At 48.1% G+C, this 18473-nt stretch carries 13 protein-coding genes; 7 read left to right on the top strand and 6 right to left on the bottom strand.

The genetic code is table 11. The features are described 5' to 3' along the window. Positions 1-55: 55 nt before the first annotated feature. Genes FN124_RS19780 through FN124_RS19765 form a run of 4 tightly spaced genes read left to right on the top strand, consistent with a single transcriptional unit; the run spans position 56 to position 7678 of the window. Positions 56-1378 carry an alginate export family protein gene (locus FN124_RS19780; protein WP_142686481.1) on the top strand — a complete coding sequence of 441 codons (1323 nt, stop codon included), beginning with the start codon at positions 56-58 and terminating at the stop codon, positions 1376-1378. Between the two features lie 17 nt (positions 1379-1395). Further along, positions 1396-2685 (top strand): MFS transporter, encoded by a 1290-nt coding sequence (locus FN124_RS19775; RefSeq protein WP_142686480.1) that lies wholly within the window; start codon positions 1396-1398, stop codon positions 2683-2685. A gap of 20 nt (positions 2686-2705) precedes the next feature. Then, positions 2706-6203 carry a nitrate reductase gene (locus tag FN124_RS19770; protein ID WP_142686479.1) on the top strand — a complete coding sequence of 1166 codons (3498 nt, stop codon included), beginning with the start codon at positions 2706-2708 and terminating at the stop codon, positions 6201-6203. Positions 6204-6205: 2 nt separating this feature from the next. Continuing rightward, a complete protein-coding gene (locus FN124_RS19765) occupies positions 6206-7678 on the top strand; it encodes a rubredoxin (RefSeq protein WP_142686478.1) in 1473 nt (490 codons plus the stop codon). Here FN124_RS19765 and FN124_RS19760 read toward each other — a convergent pair. The 3 genes from FN124_RS19760 to FN124_RS31660 form a co-directional block, all read right to left on the bottom strand. Next, on the bottom strand, positions 7653-9728 hold the full coding sequence (locus tag FN124_RS19760) for a CehA/McbA family metallohydrolase domain-containing protein (protein WP_142686477.1): 2076 nt from the start codon (positions 9726-9728) through the stop codon (positions 7653-7655). The genes FN124_RS19765 and FN124_RS19760 overlap by 26 nt on opposite strands. Before the next feature lie 129 nt (positions 9729-9857). Further along, positions 9858-10016, bottom strand: a complete 159-nt coding sequence (locus FN124_RS31665) for a hypothetical protein (RefSeq protein ID WP_312847235.1) — start codon at positions 10014-10016, stop codon at positions 9858-9860. Positions 10017-10260: 244 nt separating this feature from the next. Beyond that, a complete protein-coding gene (locus FN124_RS31660) occupies positions 10261-10506 on the bottom strand; it encodes a hypothetical protein (RefSeq protein ID WP_312847234.1) in 246 nt (81 codons plus the stop codon). A 169-nt stretch (positions 10507-10675) separates the two neighbouring features. Between FN124_RS31660 and FN124_RS19750 the strand changes: the two genes are divergently transcribed. Then, complete coding sequence (locus FN124_RS19750; RefSeq protein ID WP_142686476.1) at positions 10676-11050, top strand: outer membrane beta-barrel protein; 375 nt, start codon at positions 10676-10678, stop codon at positions 11048-11050. Positions 11051-11310: 260 nt separating this feature from the next. Next, positions 11311-12465, top strand: coding sequence for an MFS transporter (locus FN124_RS19745; protein ID WP_142686475.1), 1155 nt, complete (start codon positions 11311-11313; stop codon positions 12463-12465). Between the two features lie 33 nt (positions 12466-12498). Here the strand turns inward: FN124_RS19745 and FN124_RS19740 are convergent, their stop codons facing one another. Both FN124_RS19740 and FN124_RS19735 read right to left on the bottom strand, forming a co-directional pair. Continuing rightward, the gene (locus FN124_RS19740; RefSeq protein WP_185937274.1) at positions 12499-13308 is read right to left on the bottom strand and encodes a tyrosine-protein phosphatase; all 810 of its coding nucleotides are present in this window, start codon (positions 13306-13308) and stop codon (positions 12499-12501) included. Between the two features lie 29 nt (positions 13309-13337). Further along, complete coding sequence (locus tag FN124_RS19735; protein ID WP_142686473.1) at positions 13338-16214, bottom strand: TonB-dependent receptor; 2877 nt, start codon at positions 16212-16214, stop codon at positions 13338-13340. A gap of 22 nt (positions 16215-16236) precedes the next feature. Here FN124_RS19735 and FN124_RS19730 point away from each other — a divergent pair, with 22 nt between their 5' ends. Beyond that, positions 16237-17556, top strand: coding sequence for a helix-turn-helix domain-containing protein (locus FN124_RS19730; RefSeq protein WP_142686472.1), 1320 nt, complete (start codon positions 16237-16239; stop codon positions 17554-17556). Here FN124_RS19730 and FN124_RS19725 read toward each other — a convergent pair. After that, positions 17524-18459, bottom strand: coding sequence for a LysR family transcriptional regulator (locus FN124_RS19725; RefSeq protein ID WP_142686471.1), 936 nt, complete (start codon positions 18457-18459; stop codon positions 17524-17526). The genes FN124_RS19730 and FN124_RS19725 overlap by 33 nt on opposite strands. Positions 18460-18473 lie beyond the last annotated feature (14 nt).

Here is an 18473-nt window from a genome sequence, read left to right as displayed (position 1 = left end):
CTAACCGGGTTTCTGACCTGAGATGATTGGCTCATTCAAAATCAACCAAAGTTACATGAAAAAATGGTTTCCAGGCAAGGTATCATTGATACTACCCGGACTGTTGTTATCGCAGTACGGTTATGCCCAGCTCACACTCGGCGCACAACTCAGAACCCGCACCGAGCTACGTAACGGACAAGGGTCCCCCCAACCTGAGGGCGCAGCGCCCGCCTTTTTCACTTCCCAGCGTACCCGGTTAATGGCCGGATTCAGCGCCTACCGCATCAAGCTGGGATTAACGGTGCAGGATGTACGCGTTTGGGGACAGGACGGATCTACTATTAACCGCACCACTACCCCGGATAACAACGGGTTTATGCTGCATGAAGCGTGGGCGGAAATATTACTGACAGACACAGTGGTGAAAAATAAAAGTCTTTCGCTGAAAATTGGCCGGCAGGAGCTGGTGTACGACGACAGCCGCCTGTTGGGAAACCTCGATTGGCTGCAGCAGGGTCGCCGGCATGATGCAGCGGTATTAAAGTACGAAAGCAATGCCTGGATCTTCCACATAGGCGCAGCTTTCAACCAGAATAAAGAAAATGCCAGCGGCAGTATTTACAATGCTACACCTCCGGGCAACTATACAGCCAATACCAATGGCGGGAATATGTACAAAAGCCTGGAGTATGCATATGTATCCAGGAAACTGAACAAAGGGAACTTATCTTTTCTTTTCCTGGCCGACCAGTTTTCAAAATATCATATCGACAGCGTGGAACATGTAGCGGTGAAAACCTATGAAGGAGCCGTGAACACCCGCATGACCACGGGATTATTTTATACACAGGCGTTCAACAGATTTACCTATACAGCTGCCGCGTATCACCAGTTTGGTACCAACGGGAACGGACAAACGGTGAGCGGCAGTTTACTCTCCGGCTCCTTCTTTTACAGTGTGAATAAAGTATTCAGCGCAGGCGCAGGAGCAGATTACACCAGCCCTGATTTTGACCCGCTGTACGGCACACCGCATAAGTTCTGGGGTAATATGGATTACTTCTATGTAGCCAGCGGTTTTGGCAATAAAGGACTACAGGATTATTATGTAAAAACAAAATTGAAACCGGGCGCCAGGTGGGCATTAACCGGCGATGTACATGAGTTTTTCAGTGCCGCAGATGTAACCGGCATGAATAAACAGTTTGGAACGGAAGCAGATGTAACAGCAAATTACACGCTTACCAGGATGATAGGACTAGAAGCAGGCTACAGCCACTTCTGGAGTACTGCCACCCTGTCTTCCCCTACTGTTAAAAATGTAAAAAACGCTTCGCCGAACAGTAACTGGGCGTATATCTCGGTTAACATCCGTCCTGAATTCCTGATTAAATAACCTGTAAAACATTACACATGGCTGCTCCTTTAGAGAAATTAAAAATATTCAGTGTTGATACCATACAGATGCGCACGTTTCATATTACGTGGCTGATGTTCTTTGTCTGCTTCTTTGGCTGGTTCGGATTAGCGCCGCTGATGCCTACCATCCGTGCAGATCTCGGATTAACCAAATCGCAGGTAGGTAATATCATTATTGCTTCCGTATCCGGCACCATCATAGCAAGGCTGATCATTGGCCGGCTCTGTGATACCTGGGGGCCCCGCAAAACCGCTATCCGACTGCTATTGCTGGGCTCCTTGCCTGTATTCCTGGTAGGATTATCAAAAGACTACACCTCCTTTCTGCTGTTCCGTTTAGCCATCAGCGTTATCGGAGGTTCTTTCGTTATTACGCAGTTTCACACCTCCCTTATGTTTGCCCCTGCCATCAAGGGCACCGCCAATGCCATTACCGGTGGCTGGGGCAACCTGGGCGGAGGCGTTACCAACATGGTGATGCCGGTGATATTTGCTGCGATTGTTGGTTTTGGTTACACTAAACATGAAGCATGGCGGTATGCCATGATACTGCCGGGTTTGATGATGCTGGGTGTAGCGTACCTGTATTACCGCTATACAAAAGATACGCCTAACGGTAACTTTGATGAGATAGGTTATAATAAGAAAGATAATAAAACGGATTGGTCTGTGTTGGGCGACTGGCGCATCTGGGCGCTTACACTGGCATATGGCATGTGTTTCGGAATGGAGATCACTTTCGACAACGTAGCGTCCTTACATTTTGTAGATACTTTTCAACTTTCGCAGGGCAGCGCGGGGTTCTGGGCCGGCATCTTTGGTTTTATGAACCTGTTTGCACGGGCATTGGGCGGCATTATTTCAGACAAAGCAGGCGCCAGGTTTGGCATGAGAGGAAAAGGATGGTTATTGGCCCTGATGCTGCTGGCGGAAGGTATTGGTTTATTATTATTTGCACAGGCCGGCTCGCTGATAGTGGCCATCATTGCTATGCTGAGCTTTGCGCTTTTCCTGAAAATGGCCAATGGCGCTACTTACGGCATTGTGCCTTTTATCAATGAAAAAAATGCAGGACTGGTAAGCGGCATTGTTGGTGCAGGTGGTAACCTGGGCGGCATGTTGTTCGGCTTCCTGTTCAAATCAGACAGCATCAGTTACGTACAGGCGTTCACGTATATCGGTTATGTAGTGATAGCTATCTCCTGCATCGTAATGCTGACACGCTTTACCCGGCAACCTGCTGCTGAGGATGCACCGGTAATAACACCGGTAGCAGTTTCATAAATCATTGTAAAACCTAAAGCATGCAAGCATCATTCAAATCCACCTGTTGTTACTGTGGCGTAGGCTGTGGAATAGTGGTACATAAAGACCGCCAGGGCAAGCTGCATGTAGAAGGTGATAAAACACACCCGGTTAATAAAGGCATGCTTTGTTCCAAAGGAATGAACCTGCATTATACGGTGATGGATACTTCAGACAGATTGTTATATCCTGAAATGCGGTATCATCGTAACCTTCCACGGCAAAGGGTTACCTGGGACCAGGCGTTGGAGCGCACCGCCGCGGTGTTTGCAGCAATTATCAAAAAACATGGTCCGGATGCAGTAGCCTTCTACGCATCCGGGCAATGCCTTACAGAAGAATATTATGTAGTAAACAAACTGATCAAGGGATTTATTGGCAGCAATAATATAGATACAAATTCCAGGCTGTGTATGAGCAGTGCCGTGGTTGCCTATAAGATGGCTTTGGGAGAAGATGCCGTGCCTGGCACCTATGATGATATAGAGCAGGCCGATTGCATTTTTGTAGCAGGCGCAAATCCTGCATGGTGCCATCCTATTTTGTGGCGCAGGGTGGAAGCCGCCAGGGCAGCCAATCCCGCCATGAAGATCATTGTAAGCGATCCGCGGGTTACGCAGAGCTGTGCCCTGGCCGACCTGCACCTGCAGGTAAACCCGGGTACTGATATTGTACTGCATCATGCCATAGGCCGGGCGCTTATTACCGGTGGGTATACCGACAGCTCCTTTGTAAAAGAGCACACCAATGGTTTCGACCGGTATAAGGATACCGTGATGGAACGCACAATAGAAGAGGCCGCGGCCATTTGCGGTGTAGCGGCAGAAGATATTCACAGGGCGGCAGATTATATTGGCAACGCCTCCGGCTTTATGACCTTCTGGACAATGGGATTGAATCAAAGCTCAGTAGGCGTGCATAAAAATCTCAGCCTTATAAACCTCCACCTTATTACCGGGCAAATCGGCAGGCCCGGCAGCGGACCATTCTCCTTAACAGGCCAGCCTAACGCCATGGGTGGCCGCGAAGTAGGCGGTTTATCCAACCTTCTCCCGGCACACCGGGTGCTGAACAATCCCGCACACCGCAAGGAAGTACAGGAATTCTGGGGAGGTACGGAACTTTCAGATAAACCTGGTCTTACCGCTACAGAAATGTTCACCGCGCTGAACGACGGACGGCTAAAAGCCATCTGGATCATGTGTACTAATCCGCTCGTTAGCTTACCGGATGCACGTTTTGCCGAGGCTGCACTGCAAAAGGCAAAGTACGTGGTAGTACAGGAAATATCCAATAAACCGGAAACCCTGCGCTATGCGGACGTGGTACTGCCCGCTGCAGCATGGACGGAAAAAGAAGGAACCATGACCAATGCCGAACGGCGCATCAGCTATCTTGCCAAGATAAACGACGCACCTGGAGAAGCACTGCCCGATGCAGAGATCATTTGCCGGTTTGCACAAAAAATGGGATATCACGGTTTCGATTATACGAATGCATCTGAGATATATGATGAGCATTGCCGTCTTACTGCAGGTACCAATATTGATGTAAGTGAACTGAACTACGATATTATCAAAGCACAACGCAGCGTGCAGTGGCCTTATCAATCCGGTAACGGCACACCACGGCTGTTCCGCGACCACCAGTTTTACACGCCCGATAAAAGGGCTGTGATCCATAGTTTTGACGATGAAAACAAGTCGGAGCCACTTAGCAGCGAACTGCCGTTAATTCTTACCACCGGCCGTATCCGTGATCAATGGCACACTATGAGCAAAACCGGTAAGGTTAGTAAACTGAAGCAACACATCTCCGCCTCCTTCCTGGAAATACACCCTGAAGATGCGCGGCAGCGTGGCATTTCCGCTGATGATATTGTTACCGTTACCAATGGGCGCGGTACGGTGCGGGTAAAAGCACAACTGAGCAACACCATAAAAAAAGGGGTGGTGTTCCTGCCTATGCATTGGGGCAAAATACTTCAGAACGATCTGCACCGCGCCAACAATCTTACCAGCACTATACTGGATCCTATTTCCAAACAGCCGGATTTCAAATATGCAGCCGTGCAGGTAGAACGCTACCGCAAGCCTGTACAGAAGATCATGATAATAGGAGCCGGAGCCGGAGCCTGCGGCTTTGTAAAGTCGTACCGTGAACTGAACACCTCCGATGAAATTGTGGTTTTCAGCAAAGAAAATCTCCCGTTCTATAACCGCGTGATGCTGCCGGACTATATCAGCGGCACACAACAGTGGAAGCAGCTGGTAAAAATGACCCGTGCGGAAGAAATAGCTTATAATATCACATTACACAGGGGAGTGAGCATTACGCATATTGACCGCGCGAACAAATTACTTACAGACAGTAACGGGAACGTACATACGTACGATATACTGCTGATGGCTACCGGCAGCCGGGCAGCCACTCTCCGCGATATTCCCGCCATACCAGGCATATTTACCATGCGCACCCGGATGGATGCAGACGCCTTCAAACAACATATAGATCCCGCCAGGGGGAAAGTAATGATAGTGGGAGGTGGATTATTGGGGATTGAGCTGGCGGCATCTCTCAAAGAAATGAATATAGACGTTGGCGTTATACAACGTACTTCCCGGCTGATGGACCGGCAACTGGACGCACTTGGCGGACAGCTTCTTTATGAAGAGCTCACCGACAGGGGTATTGACATCTACTACAACGATGAAATCAACCGTTTTTCCGGGCATGAGCAACTGGAAGGCATACAGCTGAAAAGTGGTTTATATATTCCCTGCCAGGCGGTGGTAATGTCTATAGGCACGGTTCCCAATATAGAGCTTGCACAGGCTGCGCAGCTGGAATGTAACCGTGGCGTGGTGGTAAATGAATACCTGCAAACCAGCGACCCGGAAATATATGCCATCGGGGAAATTGCAGCTTTCAACGGCACCCTGTACGGTATTACCGCGGCAGCGGAGCAACAGGCGGAAGTGGTGGCCCGTTACCTGAACGGCGATATCAGCAACTATTACCAGGGCTCCCTGTTTATGAACATCCTGAAAATGCACGGTACTGATCTTTGCTCGCTGGGAATGGTAGAAACACCCAAAGACCCGGCATACGAAGAGGTAGTGTTCATTGATAAAGCAAAACGGTACTATAAAAAATGTATCATTCACCAGGACAAACTGGTGGGAGCCATCCTGATCGGCGATAAATCAGAGTTTATTGAATTCAGGGACCTTATCCAGCAAAAAATAGAACTGTCGGATAAGCGGCTGGAGCTGTTACGCTCCGGCAAAAAAGGCACACCGGTGATTGGCAGGCTGGTATGTTCCTGTGGCAATGTAGGCGAAGGCAATATCATGGAAAAAATAGCCGATGGCTGCGATAACCTGCAACAGCTTTGCCAGGCTTCAGGCGCAGGACTGGGTTGCGGCAGCTGCAAATCGGAAGTGAAGGCATTGCTGGAAAAATCTATTCAAAAAACCGCAGCAGCACTAGTATAATTATGGCGAAACATACGCATACCTTATCCGTTAACTTTACCGGTGGCATTATTTCACCGGGCTACCTGCTGGAGCTGCTGGATACAGCTACCGCTGCACATGCCACGCATGTACGTTTCGGGTTGCGCCAGCAACTGCTGATAGATATACCGGATAAAGGCCTTACTACCTTTAAAAATAGCTGCGCGGAGAAACAGTTGCCTATTGCAACACAGCCGAACATTATGAGCTCCTATCCTGCCGCTGGTATTTTTATCCACGACAGCTGGCTGAGCGAGGGAATTTATAAAGATGTATTTAACGGGTTCGACTACACGCCGTCGCTGAAAATTAATATATGCGACAGCCAGCAAACATTTGTGCCACTGTTCACCGGGCATATCAACTGGATCAGTTCCGACAGCTTACATTACTGGTACCTCTATATCCGTATGCCGGGAAGCCAGCAGCTGTATGCATGGCCAGAGCTCATTTATACCAATAATATTGCCGCCATGAGCAGGCAGCTGGAACAGAGCATTAATGAAGGCGATTCGCCGGAAGAAGTGTACCACCAGGTAAAGCAGACAGCGAAATATATCAGTCGCCCGAAAGATAAGGAACCAGACCTTCCTGCTTTTCATTTACCCTATTACGAAGGTTTCAACAAGCACGACAATAGTTACTGGTTAGGTATTTACCGGAGAGATGAAGATTTTCCGATTGCTTTCCTGAGAGAGGTATGCACCATTTGCCTGGAAACCCGTGTAGGGCAGTTGTATGCCACGCCGTGGAAATCGCTTATCATAAAAAATATTGAGCCAGCCCACCGCAAGCTATGGGACTATGTACTGGGAAAATATGGTATCAATGTACGTCATGCTGCCAATGAACTGAACTGGCAGGTGGAAGACAACTGTGAAGATGGCCTTGTACTGAAGCGGCATATCATCCGCTATTTTGATACCGCTGATGTACGGACCTATGGCTTATGTTTCAGTGTAAGGATCAACCGGCCGGCCAGTCTTTTTGGTACGGTAGTGATCCGCAAGCAGGAAAACAGGCATGGCAGCAAGCTGAAATACATGCAACGTTATGATATCCTTTATACAGCGGGGTACAATGCCAACTCTGCGCAATTGCTTTTATACCGTGAAGGCGTTTCCAAGGAACACCTCGGGCCTTACATTGTAGCGCTGTGCAGAACGTTCTATGAGCGGGAAAGCGAAGCCAATGTATTGCAGCATTACGTAACAGAACAGCAATCACTCGTAACTGTGGCGGCGGTGGAAAGAACCGTGCATCAGTGCGGGGAATGTTTAACGGTATATGATGATATTGCCGGGGACCCGGAGCAGCAGGTTCCCCCCGGTACTTTATTCTGTGAGCTTCCTGCAGATTACTGCTGCTCCGTATGTTCGTCGCCGTTAGACGCCTTTAAGCCTGTCAATGAAGCGGATTTACATGCAGCTACTTTATCCACACACATTGTGTAAATGCTCCGTTGGCTGCTGCATCCCACAACTCAACGCGTACCCATTTGCGTTTTTCCAGGTTAATATTAAAAGTGAAGGATCGGGCGCCGAATGCCTTTGTATCATGCAGTAAAATTTTCTCCCTGTAGCTTCTCTCCCCGTCGCCGGAGATGATCACTGCATAGTTAAGCGGGAAAGTCCAGCTGGCAGATACTTTCACAACTCCTTTACGGGTTGCCGGGATTGTGCTGCCGGAAGGTTTTCCATTCACGGTAAAAGCGGGCAACAGTATTTCACCGGTAGTAACAAAAAACTTTCCCTGCTGCATGGCATCAAGAACAGGTTGCCATCCATCTTTAAACGAAGGCAGGCGATCCAGCTGAAGGTAGTTCACATTCAGGTGCCCATATAATTCATCTTCCGGTGTAATACGGAAAAGATCTGCTTCTGCAATCATTGTTTTATGCCCACCCCAGTTGCTCATATCATCCAGCAAATCTAATGCACGTTTACCGAGATATGGCTGCGAAAGATCGGCAGGTAAAGCTTTCCAGGCGGCACCCATAAATTGCGGCGATGCAAAAAAAGCTTCGTCTTTATACTTATCAGGGAACCCGGTAGAGCCTTTGGTACGTGCATGCGCCGTCCAGGCCATTCCCTTTTCCTTTTGCAGCAATTGCAGCATTTCCTCTTTATTGCTTACCCGGTATACCTTTCCATAAACAGGATCATCAGATACAAAAGGCTGTGAGGGTTTACGATCCATCACCCAATACACCGGTTCGGGGAAAATATTCATCCAGTGGCCGCCGAAGAAGTTATTGGGTTCTTCTCCCGGCAGTAGCAGGAATCGGGAATTGGATAAACGCTCACATTCCCTGAACATTGTTTGCTGTTCAAGGAAACGCTGGTTCTCCGGGCCACGTGGATGGCCAGGCCCGTGGAATTCTCCCAGGTGAACAATGTCTACGCCGGTTTCCCGGAAGGCCTGTATAAACGCCGGGACCTCCGGCATTGCTACCTTGTTCAATACATCTGTGGTATGTTCCTGGTGAAAGTGGCTGCTCATGGTCTTGTACCCCGGAAGCGGCGTGTAGGTGTCGCTATGCGTATAGCGGCGTACCTCCTGCAATGTTTGGCCGGCCGTTGTATTGCTGAGCAAACAAAAGAAATGGAGGCGTTGTGCGGTGCCGGGGGGCGCGTTAAACCAGGGCACCCATCTTTTATCGCCTTCCGGTTCCTGGCGTATGCCAATGCCAAACCCCGGTTCTGTTCTGTTATAGTTATTCCCGTACCAGGTGAACGACTGGTTAAAGCAGTTATCCAGCGGATAAAAGAACTGGTGCGGTGCCGGGAACAAAGCCAGACTGCCGGTTTTGCTTTCTCCTATAATGGTGCGGTACTTTACTGCCACGTTGGTGCTTTGTTCGCTTTGCACCGCTGGTGCGGATTGCATAGCGCCCCTGGGATCCGCCCAGCGGATCTGCTGCCATGGGATATGCGCTGCCGTTAGTCCTGCATCGTACAGGATTGCAGTGGAATCTTTCTGGGTAGTCATCACGGCTGCTATATTCATTAACCCACTGCCATTATACAGTGTTATTTCTACCGCCCCGCTGAAAGGCCCTGCCGTTGCACCGGCCACCCGTATAATAGTACGTGAACCATCTGTGATAACGGCGATACTGTCTTTCTGCAATTGCACCTGGTAGGTAGTGCGGGGCAATTTTGCTGTTTTATCAAAGAAGATATTCCAGCCGTTTTGAGACACCAGGTCGCGTTTACCGGTGGTGAGAAAAAATACCGGCTGCAGACCTGAAGCCACTGTTTGCCATGTTTCCTTGCCATTATTCCAGCTGAGACTATGGATAAGCGGCTTCGCCGGTTCCAGGTCCAGTATCATCTGCGCCCGCTGGTTGGCGCCGGAGCTCCATACCGCTGTAAGCTGCTTATTGGCCACATTTACCTTCGTTTCAGCAGAGGGCTTATAAGCATTCAGGTTAATTGATACCTGCGCCACAACAGGTAAATAAAAAAAGCAACAGCTAACATAATACAGGAAGAAGCGCATAACACGTGGATATTTAACTGACAAAAAAGAGAGAATAATTACCCGTTTGTAATCATCTCTCCCTACAAAATAGTAATTGTCAGGATAACATCCCGTTGTTTTTTTATGACCGGTTACAGCCAGAATCATTTAGGTAGTAAGCTTAATAAAGTCCAGGTTCTTACTCACCTGGCGTACAGTGCTGTCGGATGTAAACCCATCAGCCGGTGTATTGATGGCATAGTCCAGCATCCGGTCGATCGTAGTGGTAGCCACATGCATGCGGGTATCAGACGACGCGTAATACATAAATATATTTCCCTCTTCGTCTGTTACCCAGCCATTGGAGAATAATACATTAGATACATCGCCTGTGCGCTGGTGATATCATCTGCCAGTCCGAAACCGATACCGCCTCCATTACCGGCTTCAATAAAGCCATCCTGCGGACGTGTATAAAAAGCATACTTTCCGTTTATCCATTCAGGATGTAGTACAACATTACGTTGTTAGGGGGAGCTTGTTTTCAGATCCGGTAACCGTTCCCAGGCGATCAGGTCCCTGGTACGGACAATGCCGCATTGATGCCAATACGTTCCTGCAGGTTTGGGTTAGTGCGTGGATCCAGGTCATATTTCCAGAAAAAAGGTATATGCGCTGCCGTTAGTACCGGGTATTTATAGCGGCTAAAGATGCCATTGTAGTTACCTGCAGGCTGATTGCTGCGTTGTATCAGCTGTTCATACTGTTCCTGTAATTGTTCCACCTGTATAGTGGCATTCTTCATAGTATGTTCCATAAATATGATTTAGAGATATCAGCTGCTACCCGGCTCTAAATAAAAATACGGACGTATGCAATACTTTACTGACACTTTCTTTTCCAAATCTTATACTATTTCAATCAATTGAAGATACCCACCGGAATGTACCGGTTACCTACCGGAAAATAACCACCCGCAAACCTATCTGCAGTTACCGCTCCTGGCCGGGTATCAATACCATATTACTCCCGTTTACAGGCTTTTTGTTCAGGCAGGGCCCTATCTCGCCTTTGGAATCGGGGGTAAGGAAATAACAAAGAGCAAAACCATTCACCAATCAGAAGAAACAGACAGAAAAGAGACATTGACAGATACCTTCGGAAAAACAAAACCCGGGCTATCAAGAACAGACTACGGGTTAAGCGGCGGACTGGGAGTTGGATTTAAAAAACTTGCACTGGTGGTTAATTATGAACTGGGATTGACAAATATTGCACCTGCTATAGAAGAGGGCACTACATCTTCTTCACGTAACTATAAGAACAGGAATTTATCTATTACCATTGGATACAGGCTATAATTTCTCCTGCTTACTTATGGAAAACGTAAGCTGCGGAGCTCCCGTGCACTCAAAGGGGTATAGATGGCTACGCAATGGAATCATCAACCATAAATCATTTAATACTATATACTTAAATATAACAAAGCATAATTCTTAACATCGCTGCGCCCGATATAAGTGTCAGCATTACAATAATCCGCACATTTCCCGGGTCAAATCTCCCCGGATTTGCCTAATTTTGCACCGTCAATGCCACAAACAGGTGTGTAGCGCAGATCATGTTAGCAGATATTCAAAATGAAACCGATGCCAGGCAATACCGCATCGCTATTTCCGTCTTCTTTTTCATCTCCGGATTAGGTTATTCCTCCTGGGCTTCCAGGATCCCTTCCATTAAGCAACAGTTGCACTTAAATGAAGCGCAGTTCGGGCTGGTGCTGCTGGCATTGCCCATCGGGCTGATGCTTACCATGCCTGTTACCGGCAAACTGCTGGGGTTGTTCAGCAGCAGGAAGATCATGGTGTTTGGCGCCATGGTATTTAACCTGATACTGAGCCTGCCCGGTTTTACTACCAGTATCTGGCAGTTGGCACTGGTGCTGTTTTGCTTTGGCTCTGCCCGCAACCTGCTGAATCTTTCCATGAACGCGCAGGCGGTGCAGGTACAGCACCTGTTTCCTCAATCCATCATGACCACGTTTCACGGGATCTGGAGCGTAGCCGGCTTTGCAGGCGCGGCTATCGGCTATCTGATGGTGACCATGAACGTTGCTCCCTCCTATCACCTGCTGATGGTAAGTGTATTATTGCTGGTGTTCACCATGTATTATTATCCCAAAACCCTTCCGGATGAGCCGGTAAAGGAAACGGTAAAAAGAGCGGCCTTTGCGCTTCCCGATAAATCATTGCTGAAATATTCCCTGATCTGCTTCGCGTGTATGGCTACAGAAAACACGATGTACGACTGGAGCGGCTTATACTTTGAAAAAATTGTCGGCGCCAGTAAACCTACTGCTGTGGCGGCATTTGGCATATACATGGTGGCCATGACCACGGGGCGTTTTATTGGCGACAGGCTCGTGAACAGGTTGGGCATTAAATCAATGCTGATGTACAGCGGCTGGTTTATACTTACCGGGTTACTGCTGGCCATTGTGCTGCCTTATCCGTTTACCGCAGGTATAGGATTTATTTTTGCAGGGCTCGGCGTGGCATGCGTGGTTCCCCTGGTGTTCAGCCTGGCAGGCAGATCGAAGAGCACTAACAGCGGGCAAACACTGGCCTCCATTTCCACTATTGGTTACCTCGGGTTTATGATAGTACCACCGCTGGTAGGATTGGTGGCCCAGGCTACCAGTTTGCGCTGGTCTTTTGCCATTATGGCCCTGTGTGGCCTGGCTATTGTTGCGCTGGTTAAAGGATTAAAAGAATAGTTAAGCGGAGGGAGCCACCCTCCGCTTAAACCCTTAAATAGTATACTTCTCTTTCAGGATAGCCCTCTCCTTTTCACCTATACCCAATTCTTTCTCAAAGAAATTCTCTACTGTACCGTATTTACCTTTAATAGCGTTGAAAAGGCTATGCAGTAACTCTGGTCTCAGTTCCAGCGCTTTACGGATAGTTTCCTCATCCATGCCGGTGCTTTGTTGTAACCCCTGGAACATCCGCTTGTTCATAGGCAGCAGGTATACATTGCTGGCAGTAAAATCGGCCTCTATGGTTTGCTGTGGCACGCCCAGCGCATAGAGGAACAAAGCGGTGGCCATACCGGTCCTGTCGCGGCCACCGGTGCAATGATACATGATGGATTCATTCGCCGGCAGCATCAGCAGTTTCTGGAACAATGGTTTATAACGATCGCCCAGGTATTGGGTATTGCCATAGAACTTCTCAAGGAAATTACCGTTCTTAATGATCTCCCCCATTTGCGCGGCGCCAGGGAGACTATCGCTTCCCGCCGGGCAGAGCAGGTAATCCGTTTTGGGCAGCAAGTGGTCTGGTGCGGCAGCGGCTTCTTTCACCCCACGGAAATCAATCACAGTATGGATATGCTTTTGCTCCAGCACAGTAAGATCCTGGTCTGTCAAGCGGCTTACATCAGCCGAGCGGAACACTTTTCCCCACACTACTTTTTTACCATCTTTTGTTTTGTATCCGCCTACATCGCGGAAGTTCACAGTTCCCTGCATATGCACTACCCGTTGCGCGCTGTCGGCTAATTGGGCAAAAGTTGCTCCCGGTAAGGCAATAGCCAGTACCAACATTAATTTTTTCATATGTTGTTTGTTATTTTTTGAAAGATGAATTATTTGATGATATCCCAGCGGATACCGGCCTGGCCGCGACTTCCATACCATTCTTCTGCGGCTACACGCCGTTTATCGCCCATATAGGTTTTCAGCGGTTCGTTAGTGATATTATTGAGCTCGGCAAACACCCGTATTTTGGAAGTGATGTTCACAGTGGCAGAGGCATCTACAGTAAAATTCTTATCTGTCCAGATATAGAAGTCCTTACCCAGCTGCTGGTTGATGGTTTCCACCGAAGCGCCGCGATAGTTACCGGCAACGCGGATCATGACGCCTTTACGCTCATAAAAGAGGATACTGTTAAATAGATGGCGCGATTGGTTAGGCAAGCTGGTTTTATCAGTGATCTTATTTCCACTTATGGTTCTCGGCACTTCAACGGTTGAATTAATAAAAGTATAGTTCAGCTCTGCGCCTAACCCACTGAGGATACCTGGCAGAAAATCGAACCGTTTGTTGATACCTGCTTCCAGTCCGGCCAGGGAAGCATTATTCAGGTTCTTTGCCTGTGCTACCACATAATTCACCCCATTCTCCACATAGTAATTTTTATCTGCAAAAATCACATGGCTGATCTGTTTATAAAAAACACCGCCGGAAATGAGACCAATATTTTTAAAATAGTATTCCCCCATCAGGTCGAAGTTATTGGAGAAGGTAGGCTGCAGATCAGGGTTTCCTTTGGTGATGGTTACATTGGAACCTGTATTGTCCACAGATTCACCCGGGGTGAGATCGGTGAAGTTAGGACGGATAAAAGTACGGGTATAGGCTGCACGCAGGTTAGCCTGGTCGTTGATGCTGTATTTAAGATGCAGCATAGGCAGCAGGGCATTGTAATTGTTTTTTACCGTAGCCGGCGTAATGACTGTTTGTTTCGGCGAGCCTTCTGCTGTAGCCTTTGAGCCATGCAGGGTGAATGTGGTATATTCATTTCTCACACCGGCAATCATTTTCAGTTTATCTGTCACATCCACTTCTGCCATCGCATAGGCTGCAGCTACATTTTCCGTGCCCGTATAAATGTTGGTGGCATTGGATTTCGAGGTATAATCTGCGAAGCCGTTCTTACGTAGCGTGGCAGTATCATATAAATCAAACAACTGTTGTTTGGTGAGGGGATCTATCATAAACTGATCGTAGTTCCCTTTCAGGCCCTGGAAGAAACCGCCTCGAACGGGGAAATCGGTGGTTTGCAATGTATTCAGCGGCAACAGGCCTGGTGAATTTGGAACACCCAATGCTGCGCCCGGCAGGTATACGATGTTGGAACCATACATACCGGCGCGGTCTTTATGGCGGTATTTGGCGCCGAACTTCAGGTTTACCCTGGAAGATGCGCTCACCTTAAAATTCAGCTGTGCGGTTTTATCTTCTTCTTTTGTATCCAGCTGAGCAATCACCAGCTGTTGCAGTGTAAGCTTTGCAGGATCCATTACTTCCCCGCTGTTTTTTACACCGGCATCAAAGTGCAGCGGGTCGCCGCCAATACCTCCCGGAGAATCGAAGCCCCAGTACCGTTTACCATCTGCAGAAAGATTATTAAACCCGCCGGTTATTTTCTGGCGGAAAGTAGCAATGGGCAGTCCTTTATTACTATTGGTGGGTGGTGTTTCAAGAAAATATTTCGTATAGTAGTCGCTGATAGCCCAGTCCATTTTTACTTTGGACGACAACTGGTGCTCGCCGCCAAGTTCTCCGCCGTTAAGCACTGTCTGATAATAGGAGTAGCGATAGTTATACTGGTAGCGGCTGTTATTGTAATCTACATAGGATTCGTATACCGGGCGTATATCGTTAAACTTATCCATCAGTCCGCGGAAGAATATTTTATTGGAGGAGTTAAACCTGTATTCCAGTCCAGCGTTAGCGCCATAGGTCTGGCGTTTCCCCATATACCGTTTAAGCATAACGGTACTGATGGACTTCTGCTGGGCAGGATCGGGCAAAGCCGTATTGTAGGCCACTTCAAAGGCATCCGTTCCCCATTGGCGGTCCCAGATGGCGCCGGCAATCATCACGCCCAGTTTGTCTTTGAAAAAGCGGTCGCCGTACACGAGTGATGCATTATAGGTTGCATCTTTTGAAAAAGTATTATACCCACCGGCCGCGCTTACATTAAGCGTTCTTTTAGCAGGAGCGGTGCGGGTAATGAAGTTTATGGAACCGCCGATAGCATCGCCCTCCATATCCGGTGTGATGGCCTTGGCCACCTGTACGTACTGGATAATTTCTGAAGGTACCGCATCGAGTACAGAGTTACGGTTGCCCAGTACATTGGCGCTGGGCAGGCGGCTGCCGTTGAAAAGGGTGGATGTCCACGCGAAGGGTGTACCTCTTACCGTAGCGGCATCCGCTTCTCCGTGGTAGCGGGCCACTGCCACGCCCTGTATACGTTGTACTGCTTCTGCCGCGTTGCGATCCGGCAATTTCCCTATGGCATCTGCCGCGATAACATCCATGATAGCGAGGGAATTCTTTTTAATACTGAGCGCCTTTACGGTGGAAGGCGCCATGGTACCCTTTACCAGCACTTCCCCCAGTTTACCGCCGGTGGGCGCCAGGACGATGTTGCCGGCATCGTTGATACCTGGTTTTACCGTAAGCTCCACTGTTTGTGTTTCATGCCCTATATAAGATACCAGCAAGGTTACTTTACCGGTGGCGTGTACGTTTAAAGTGAATGCCCCATTTAAATCGGTGGCTGTACCTTGTTTGTTGCCTGCAGTTTGCACGGAGGCGCCGGGCAGATGACCTTCCCTTCCGTTGATGATTCCTTTAATGGTTTGTGCCTTTGCCGCGCCTGTTATTACTAGCAGAAGCAGTAATGTGCAGCAGCGGCTACGTTTTAATGGTATAAAGATGCGATCCATATGAAGGTATTTTTCAGCAAAAGTGGGGATTGCTGATGATGCGTTCGACCGCATCCAACTACTGCTACGTGTATACGTATCTTTCGGTTTAAACGTACTCACTTTTATTGAAAACCAGTGCCTTAACCTGTGTTACGAAATCATTACCAATGGAGCTGCAACTGGCGGAACCGGCAGGTTTAACATTGTGGTAATATTGGTTTTATACTTTCGGTGGCATATCCGCACTATGATATATGTTATTGCCATCGGAGCTTTTCAGGCGCTAACCGCAGTAGCTTTGCTAAGCAGCAGTAAACTGCGCAGCAAGGCCGACTTCCTGCTGATCTTATTGTTGTGCAGTATTGCTGCGCATCTTGCTATTAAATTCTGTATCTATTCGTTTGTGGACGATCATGAAGTGCGTACGCAGATGAATACCTTTATCGGTTTTTGTTACGGGCCATTGTTGTACCTGTACGCTTGCCAGCGCCGGGATGCAGCATTCATTCCCGCTTCCCGCTGGTATGTTTTCCTGCCATTTATATTTGGTGCGGTGGGTTATCTTACAGTAGTATGTGTGCTGATGTGGTCTGCCGATGCAGGCCATGCCGTGTTGTATTATTATAATGAAAGCACTACGTGGATGATGATGATACCGGGCTTCCTTTTCCCGGCGTTGTCGCTCCGTATTGCAAAGCAGTTAACTGATATGCCGCAGGAGAAGAAGCTGATCAACAGTATCAGTTACCTGCTGGGTATTATAAGTATTATTTCGCTGGGATTTAAAACGGCGCAATCACTTCATATGCTGCATGGTTCGTACAATATTATCTGCAGGGATATCGTATACTCGTTGCTGTTAGTAGTGTGCCTGGTGATCATCCGGTACAAATATGTAGGGATTATAGGCTTACAGACGGTGAAAGCAGAGGCGCCTCCCGGAACGGCGGAGATACCTCCTGCCCGCAAAATGCAGCTCAGTGCTGAAGAACAGCGGCAGGTGCTACAGGTGCTGGAAGCACATCTTCATAAAACCAGGATATATACAGATGCAGCGTTAAACCTCGACAAACTCGCTCAGGGAGCAGGTATCAGCAAATATCATATTTCCGAAACGCTGAACAGTTATGCAGGCAAATCGTTCTACCAGTATATCAATGAATGGCGAATCAGGAGGGCCATGGAACAGATCCGTTTCATGAATGAAAAAGCACTACCGGTGAATGTGCTTACACTGGCGTATGATTGCGGCTTTAAGGCCAAATCATCCTTCAACCAGTATTTCAAAAAGATTACCGGTCTTACACCTACCGAATATATTAAATCGTTAGTTACGCCGGGCGTTACTATTCACGAGTGAAGGCCTGCGGAATTCTTTGGTAAAGATCTGCTGTACCTGGTCTATTTCGCCGGCGTACATTGTTTTTTTCCGGGTGCCGAAATACAATGTATTTTCCATTGCCGGTTCACCTTCCCATACCAGTTTCATGGCACCTGTTTCAATTTCCTGTGTGCATAAAAAATCGGGCACCACGGAGAAACCTGTTCCCCCGCTGAGGCAACGAACAATAGAGCAGATGTTGGGAACAATATAATTGGGTTTGAAATCCATGTGGTGGCGGAAGTTATGCTGCCAGAAACGTTTCAGGTGCTCCATATCTGCGGCGGTACTATACCACAACTGCTCCTTCAGCCAGTTCTCCGCAGCTTTGATATCCTTCTTCTTTAATAATGCGAGCAGTGGTTTCACATCTGTTTTCCCGTCGGCTACCAGTACGATCCTTTCTTTGGAAAACGGTTTAAACTCCAGGTTTTTCTGATCCCCTTTCTGTGGCGTAATGATGAGGTCCAGCAGGCCTTTATCAAGATCGTTGATCATCTGTGGATAATCACCGAACTTGATGATCACATTAAATGGCAGCCTGGCAATATATTTCTCCAACGTATACTGAAATGTTTCAAAACACATACCTATGCTGATAGTGGCCCTGTCGGCTTTTGTGCTTTTGTGGAAAAGCTGTTCTGCATTTTCCAGTTTAAGTAAAGGTTCCTCTATAAAGTTGTAGATCACCTTGCCTCTTTCTGTAGGCACCAGTTTTTTGGCGGAGCGGTCGAACAGTTTATAGCCGGTATATGCTTCCAGGGAATTGAGGTGCAGGCTTACGCCAGGTTGCGAGATAAAAAGCTCCTGCGCCGCTCCTGTAAGCGAGCCCTGCTCATAAATGGATTTGAAGGTACGGAGCCATTCCAGGTTGAGTCCCATATCATTATCATTTT

It is taken from the genome of Chitinophaga polysaccharea (genome assembly GCF_902150045.1).
GTDB lineage: Bacteria > Bacteroidota > Bacteroidia > Chitinophagales > Chitinophagaceae > Chitinophaga > Chitinophaga polysaccharea_A.
The sequence above is the reverse complement of the archived record's forward strand: the minus strand, read 5'-3'. Positions and strand labels throughout refer to the sequence as shown.

Bases quoted from the DNA above. Each gene is read 5' to 3' on its own strand.
- FN124_RS19745 (WP_142686475.1), top strand. From the start codon at position 11,311: ATGTTAGCAGATATTCAAAATGAAACCGATGCCAGGCAATACCGCATC.
- FN124_RS19725 (WP_142686471.1), bottom strand. From the start codon at position 18,459: ATGGGACTCAACCTGGAATGGCTCCGTACCTTCAAATCCATTTATGAG.
- FN124_RS19760 (WP_142686477.1), bottom strand. From the start codon at position 9,728: ATGCGCTTCTTCCTGTATTATGTTAGCTGTTGCTTTTTTTATTTACCT.
- FN124_RS19735 (WP_142686473.1), bottom strand. From the start codon at position 16,214: ATGGATCGCATCTTTATACCATTAAAACGTAGCCGCTGCTGCACATTA.
- FN124_RS31660 (WP_312847234.1), bottom strand. From the start codon at position 10,506: ATGGAACATACTATGAAGAATGCCACTATACAGGTGGAACAATTACAG.
- FN124_RS19780 (WP_142686481.1), top strand. From the start codon at position 56: ATGAAAAAATGGTTTCCAGGCAAGGTATCATTGATACTACCCGGACTG.
- FN124_RS31665 (WP_312847235.1), bottom strand. From the start codon at position 10,016: ATGTATTACGCGTCGTCTGATACCCGCATGCATGTGGCTACCACTACG.
- FN124_RS19765 (WP_142686478.1), top strand. From the start codon at position 6,206: ATGGCGAAACATACGCATACCTTATCCGTTAACTTTACCGGTGGCATT.
- FN124_RS19740 (WP_185937274.1), bottom strand. From the start codon at position 13,308: ATGAAAAAATTAATGTTGGTACTGGCTATTGCCTTACCGGGAGCAACT.
- FN124_RS19775 (WP_142686480.1), top strand. From the start codon at position 1,396: ATGGCTGCTCCTTTAGAGAAATTAAAAATATTCAGTGTTGATACCATA.
- FN124_RS19770 (WP_142686479.1), top strand. From the start codon at position 2,706: ATGCAAGCATCATTCAAATCCACCTGTTGTTACTGTGGCGTAGGCTGT.